The 6488-nt window shown below is 40.8% G+C and carries 5 protein-coding genes; all 5 read right to left on the reverse strand.

All coding sequences use genetic code 11. From position 1 onward, the window contains the following. Positions 1-1063 precede the first annotated feature (1063 nt). The 5 genes from NB504_RS00005 to NB504_RS00025 all read right to left on the reverse strand — a co-directional run bounded on the left by NB504_RS00005 (position 1064) and on the right by NB504_RS00025 (position 5798). Positions 1064-2449: a hypothetical protein gene (locus tag NB504_RS00005; protein ID WP_258428044.1), complete on the reverse strand. Its 1386-nt coding sequence runs from the start codon at positions 2447-2449 to the stop codon at positions 1064-1066. Positions 2450-2604: 155 nt separating this feature from the next. Beyond that, positions 2605-3201 (reverse strand): bifunctional 2-polyprenyl-6-hydroxyphenol methylase/3-demethylubiquinol 3-O-methyltransferase UbiG, encoded by a 597-nt coding sequence (locus NB504_RS00010; RefSeq protein WP_258428045.1) that lies wholly within the window; start codon positions 3199-3201, stop codon positions 2605-2607. 725 nt (positions 3202-3926) lie between these two features. After that, entirely contained in the window at positions 3927-4379 is a 453-nt protein-coding gene (locus tag NB504_RS00015) for a GNAT family N-acetyltransferase (protein WP_258428046.1), read from the reverse strand. A gap of 740 nt (positions 4380-5119) precedes the next feature. Beyond that, a complete protein-coding gene (locus tag NB504_RS00020) occupies positions 5120-5362 on the reverse strand; it encodes a hypothetical protein (protein WP_053310697.1) in 243 nt (80 codons plus the stop codon). After that, positions 5349-5798, reverse strand: a complete 450-nt coding sequence (locus NB504_RS00025) for a hypothetical protein (RefSeq protein WP_258428048.1) — start codon at positions 5796-5798, stop codon at positions 5349-5351. Before NB504_RS00025 ends, NB504_RS00020 begins: the two co-directional genes overlap by 14 nt. Positions 5799-6488 lie beyond the last annotated feature (690 nt).

Genomic DNA, 6488 nt, shown 5'->3' on the forward strand with positions numbered 1-6488 from the left:
AAAAAACCACTGTAAACACTGAACTTCAATTTTGCACTAAAGTCGCCAAGCGTTGGCAATCCCTCTTGAGCCGTTTGTTATGCAAATTCAACAAGATAAACCGACTTTATACGATCAAAAGCCACAATTGCAATGGTTGAGTGATTCAAGAATCAACCCAAGTAAGAACTGCGATAAATAAGCTGCCAAAACAAAGTTCACCTTTCAGCAACAAACCAAGCTTTTGAATGAGACAAACTCAACGAGCGAAAACTTCAGCAAGTGAAAAATGCTCGATAAACTTGCCCTTTCCACACTTTGCGCACGCTGAATTGGCAACAAAACAGCACCAAAACTCATTGAGGCAAACAAAGAACTTTGCCTGTTTTACAGCTTGAGTAAACAACGAATTTGAGGGTAAAAGTGCTCATTTGCCGACAGCACAAAACGAATGGCCGGAGAAACTTAAAAAGATTGAACCCCTAAATTTACCTGAGTTGCATAACGCCCGGCTAAGGGGTTGACAACGCATAGTCGAACTAAAAAAACACACTGTAAACACTGAGCTTCAATTTTGTACTAAAGTCGCCACGCGTTGGCAATCCCTCTTGAGCCGTTTGTTAGGCCAACCGATTGACAATGATACTTTCAAAAACAAAGAACAGGCTTTTTTGCAAACTTAAAACTAACTAACAGATTCATTTATAAACCAAAATGCTGAATCAGCAAAGAAACAAAAAAACTCAAATTGAGCGATTTGGAAGAAAAGTGACGAGCGTAGCATGCTCGGCGGACGTTTGAATGCTGAAGGTTATTTTGCCGATGAATTCACAGCGATAACCAACCCAACGCGATCAAGAAACAGCAAATATGTGATGATTATTCATTTGCTTAAGTTCAGCCATGAGAACATGGAATTTACCGTTCAATTTCAACTCGTTTTAGCTGATAAAAACTCACATTGCCTAACGCCGCGTTAAGTGGTGAGCAACGCCAACCACCCAGCCTAAACCATTGTGACATAAACACTTAACCCAAAGTAAGCTGAAATGCCAAGCGTTGGGAATCCGTCTTAAACGCTTTGTTAAGCCCGCATTGACAGCGCGTGCATTTTTAAACTGGCTGAAATTTGATGCTTTGGATCTAGACTAAGTGCAAGTTCGCAGTCAGACACAACACTTTGAATTACACGATTCAGTTCAGCGCTATTTCTGCAAAAACGAAGTAATTCGTAGTTTGCAGACGCTCTGTTGTGGTAAGGAAGAACTTTTTTGCAATCAAGGTTCACAGCGTTTGTATTGCAATTAACAGATCCATGAAAGCAAGTCTTCTTGGCAACCAAATCTTCAGTTACATGCCCAAGATAGTAATAAGCTATTGCCATGTTCGTTTGAACACTGTAATCAGGCTTGTAATCATTAATAAGCAAGATGAAGTGTTTAACTGCTTTGTCTAGTAAGTCATAGCTCTCTTTAAAACCTTGACGCTCTGCCGCTATTCCTAGTTCTTTGTAACAACACCCCAAGAGGTAGTTTGCTTGAAAATAGACTTGTGGATGGTCATTAAGCTTACTTCCTAATGACGTGATTTTTTCGACACACCGTTGATATTGACCAGCCTGATAAAGGTCATATGAAAAGTCTATTGTTTCTTCTTCTGAACTAACCGCCCCGATTTTAACTGGCAGCTTCAAATTATATTTCTTTAAATTTTCGTCAAAATCATGAAATCCAATCCCTGTTAAAATCTCTACAGGTTGAATTTTTAATGGCATATATATTAGCCCTAGTTTAGCTTCGTAAAAGTAGAAGCCAAAGCCATGTTTATCTCCAGTCCATACGTACGAGTATGTGTCATGTTTTGAGTTTGATATTATAGGCAGTTGTGTTGGAGTGCCGGATATTTCAATACGCCCCTTAAATTGTGAGAATGCATGCTTCTGTATATACCTGAACTCACCGTCGCTAGAGATTGATGAAATACAATATCCGCCCACAGTCTTTACTTTAGGGTTTTCAATGACGATATTCATTGCAGATTCCAGCTCATCTAAACCTGACGAGTGTTGAATGTTCTTTGTTAAGAGCTGATACCCATCAAAGTCACCAATATAAGCAAAATTCGGCGTCGACACTTGCGCCTCAGAGATTTTATAAATTACATTTTCAACAGCGTCGCAAACTAAATAATCTGTATTTTTAGCAAAACTACTTGATGACAGGACTTCTAATGTTTGACTAATTGAAAAGGAACCAACTTCAATTTGATCGAAAGCTTCTTGCGCTTCAGCACTACAACCAGCAAAAGCGATAGCAACTTTGTTATTGTTAACGAGGAACAATTTCAAACCACCGTTCTTCTGATAATCAGAATAAGTCGGTAGCTTACGACTTACATCGTGATTAAGCCTAGTGTCACTAACAACACAGATATTTTCAAACATATCTTTTTTGGCAAATATCAAACTCATTCAAATCCAACCTACTCTCGAATATCGTTTAGGGCTTAACGCCGCGTTAAGTAGTGAGCAACGCAGACCACCAAACTTAATCCATTGTGCCGTAAACACTAAATTCAAAGCAAACTGAAAATGCCGAGCGTTGGGAATCTGCCTTAAACGCTTTGTTATGTACGTTTCACTGCGACCACGGAATATGTATGCCAATGCTTCATTCTACCCAATGAGGTTTTCGCTTTTTCATCACGTTCAACGAACCTGACTATTTCAAAGCCTGAGAACAAAGCCTTTACCTCTGATTCCGATAACGGTGCTGTAGGACTACGATAGTTGTGAGCCCAACTGTCTTTGAAACCCATGAAGTCACCAGCAAACACCCCACCAATTTCAATTGATGAACAAATATTGCTCCAAGTCGATTCAAATTGTTTTGGGTCAGCGAAGAACAAACTAGAGTTTGCGATAACTACACCAGATTTTGGATAGTCGAAGGACTCAAACGAAGACTCTGCGATATCCACTAATGACTTTGACCCAAACCTATCTCTACAAATAGCGACCGAATCAGGATTAATATCGAAGCCATGAACTTGAAAATCCAGTTGTTCTAGGTATTCGATGTCACTGCCTGTTCCACAACCGCAGTCAGTGGCTATTTTGAGATTTGATTCATTGAGTTGGGCTGCAAACTCAGTACGTTTTGAATGTGGGCGAGACAATGCCTTTTCGTAGTACTGACGCCAAATTTCAGTATTTTCATCCATAAGCTTCTGATTTTCCGTAAAAGTACATAACGCCGCATTAAGTGGTGAACAACGCGACCACCCAACCTAAAACCTTGCCACATTTAACACTAAAGCCGACCTGAACTGAAATTGCCAAGCGTTGAGAATCCGTCTTAAATGCTTTGTTATGTTTTAGCACAATTCGTTGATTTACTTGGCAAAGAACTGAAGTATTGACCTAGTTTTCTGAACTAAATCACAAGCTCGAACTCACTTGACCGCCAGATGCGCCAAACCGGAAACGAATAAGTCCACTTCCCTGATAATGAGGCAACTCGATACTCTTTCAACAAGTGCCCTTTCTTACCAACAACAGCGCAGAACAATGGCGATTTGCCGACTCAACTGCCAAGGTTATTGGCTGATTGGGAAATATGCCCAAAGCGACTTTGAGCCAGAGAAACAAGATGAGCAAACCACCCTAAAACTCGAATGAAGCAACCCACGAACTTTGGCATGTTTTACGGGCTGAGAGATTTAAGAACTGAGCGATAATGGTGATTTGCTGAGTCTACTCCCAACGAATAACCCAAGGGGGAAAGAACGACTCGAAGGCATTTAAGCCATTGAAATCTTATTAAAACATAACGCCCAATTAAGGGGTGAACAACGCCTCCACCTAACCTAAAGCATTGTGCCATAAACACAAAACTTGAAGTAGAACCAAAAATGCCAAGCATTGAGAATCCCTCTTAAATTGTTTGTTATGCCTGTACTACTTTTTGTGTGAAGTGCTCAAAAGCCGTAACTTTAGAATAACCCTCAGATACATATAGATTTTTTGCTGATTCGTTATCAATTGAAGTCGCAAGCTTCACAGTTAAAGCATTGGTTTTTTTAGCATAAACTTTGACTTTCTGTAGCAATGCTTTACCAACCCCCTTATGTCTTGCTGATTCAATTACATACAAATCATTCAAATACCACATACGCTTCATCGCGACTGAAGAGTACGATGGATAAAGCTGAACAAAACCCAACGGGTGATCATGATGATCAAGTGCTAAGAAAATGACTGAATCTGAATGATTGAGCCTTTCCTCAATGAAACGCGAAGCTTGCGCCAAATCTGACTCTTGCCCATAAAATTGACGATATAAATCAAATAATTGAGCAACAGTTTCAAGGTGGATTTTATCTGCTTCTACTATTTTCAAATTGACTCTCCTTGCCGATATTTGAGGAAAAGGCATAACGCCCGGCTAAGGGGTTGACAACGCACCGCCGAACTTAAAAAACACACTTAAACACTGAACTGCAATTTTGCACTAAAGTCGCCACACGTTGGCAATCCCTCTTGAGTCGTTTGTTATGCAAATTCAATGAGATAAACCGACTTTATACGACCAAAAACCACAATTGCCATGGTTAAGTGATTCAAGAACCAACTCAAGCCAGAGCCGTGATAAATGAGCCACCAAAACAAAGCCCACCTTTCAGCAACAAACCAAGCTTTTGAATGAGACAAACTCAACAAGCAAGACTTTCAGCAAGTGCGAAATGCTCGATTAACTTGCCCTTTCCACACTTTGCGCGCGCAAAATTCACAACGCACCGGCGCTAAAACTGATTGAGGCAAACAAAGAACCTTGCCTGTTTTACGGTTTGAGTTAACCAAGAATTTGAGGGTAAAAGTGCTCACTTGCCGACAACACAAAACGAATGGCCGGAGAAATCTAAAAAGATTGAACCCCTAAATTTACCTGAGTTGCATAACGCCGCATTAAGGGGTGAAAAACGCCTATGAAAGACTAGGAGGGACCACCGAAAACGCAGAAAGGGACTCAACCGCTAATGCCAAGCGTTTTGAATCCCTCTTAAATGCTTTGTTATATGCGTGTATTAGGTTTGCTTGAGACAATAAAAAAGAGCTGCTTTTAAGCAGCTCTTTAAAATCTTATGCAGCAGATGGGACTAATGCATGATTAGGTGAACACCACCCGCACAGTGAGTCCATAACATCTAACAATGTATCTTCGTATTCATCATCTAAAGTATGAGTTGCACGAAGTTCTTCAAACTCATCAAGGATAGAGTCAGCAGGGACACCGGTGTTAAGGAGTGATAAACAAATATCACGAAGCACATTTTCACCAGCTGATTGCTCTACAGCAACTAGTAAACTTCTATGAATTTTCATCGTCCAAATCCTCTTTAACAATAGGACACCAAATATCTCGAGTGTTGTATATACACTGTTCATAGTGAGTATATTCCATATCCATAGCTGGGGCAATAAAACCATGAGACGGTTTTTCAGGATCTGGAACATATTTCAAGTCTAAAGTACCCAAATGAATAGTGTGCAAGCCCCATATTGGGTCTTTGCCAGTACCACCAAATTCTGGAGGTCTTCTGTGTTGAGGCAAGTTTTCGACAGGAATAGGCGACACCGACATACCATGAAATCCTGCTTTAACATTCCCCTGAGCATCAACTTCAATATCAGTTGGGACTCTCACCCCAAGCTTACGAGCGATCGACCCTGGAGTATCAGAAGAACCCAGCACAGGCTTTCTATCAGACTCGTCTGTCATCATCCCTCGAACAACCAACTCACCTTTTGTTTCTGCCACTACGATACCACTGTATTTAAAATTATGAGATATGACACCTAAAGGATTGTATATGGTAACAACTCAAGAAGCTACCCCAAAGCATATAACGCCCGGCTAAGGGGTTGACAACGCATAGCCGAACTCAAAAAACACACCGTAAACACTGAACTGCAATTTTGCACTAAAGTCGCCACGCGTTGGCAATCCCTCTTGAGCCGTTTGTTATGCAAATTCAATGACATAAACTGACTTTACACGACCAAAAGCCACAATTGCAATGGTTGAGTGATTCAAGAACCAGCCCAAGCAAGAGCCGTGATAAATAAGCCGCCAAAACAAAGCCCACCTTTCAACAACAACCCAAGCTTTTGAACCAGACAAACTCAACCGGCAAGACTTTCAACAAATGCGAAATGATCGAATAACTTGCCCTTTCCACACTTTGCGCACGCTAAATTGACAACAAGCCAAAGCTAAAACTGATTGAGGCAAACCAGGAATCTTGTCTGTTTTACGGTTTAAGTTAACCACGAATTTGAGGATAAAAAAGCTCATTTGCCGACAACACAAAACGAATGGCCGGAGAAATCCCAAAAGATTGAGCCCTAAATTTACCTGAGTTGCATAACGCCCGGCTAAGGGGTTGACAACGCACCGCCGAACTCAAAAAACACACCGTAAACACTGAACTTCAATTTTGCACTAAAG

The organism is Vibrio sp. RM-69-4 (assembly GCF_024743775.1).
GTDB classification, from domain to species: domain Bacteria; phylum Pseudomonadota; class Gammaproteobacteria; order Enterobacterales; family Vibrionaceae; genus Vibrio; species Vibrio anguillarum.